General features: G+C 58.9%; 1 protein-coding gene. It reads left to right on the top strand.

What is annotated here, in order from left to right:
• Window positions 1-17 precede the first annotated feature (17 nt).
• Window positions 18-248 (top strand): RHS repeat-associated core domain-containing protein (locus AAEY88_RS14895; protein ID WP_350563639.1); only part of this gene is annotated, 231 nt, incomplete at its 3' end.

Here is a 248-nt window from a genome sequence, read left to right as displayed (position 1 = left end):
CAGCACAACCCATTGATGTGCTGGCGTGGTATCAATGCGACCATCTGGGCACGCCGCAGGAGCTGACTGACCACAGCATCGCCTGGAGCGCGCAGTACAAGGCTTGGGGTGAAGCGCAAGAAAAGCTGTCGGAATGGGCGCAGGGTGAAGGACTGACCAACCCGCTTCGGTTTCAGGGTCAGTATCACGACCATGAGACGTGGCTGCATTACAACCGGCATCGGTACTATGATCCGCAGGTAGGGCGG

The organism is Psychrobacter sp. CAL346-MNA-CIBAN-0220, assembly GCF_040309805.1.
Classification (GTDB): Bacteria; Pseudomonadota; Gammaproteobacteria; order Pseudomonadales; family Moraxellaceae; genus Psychrobacter.
The sequence above is the reverse complement of the archived record's forward strand: the minus strand, read 5'-3'. Positions and strand labels throughout refer to the sequence as shown.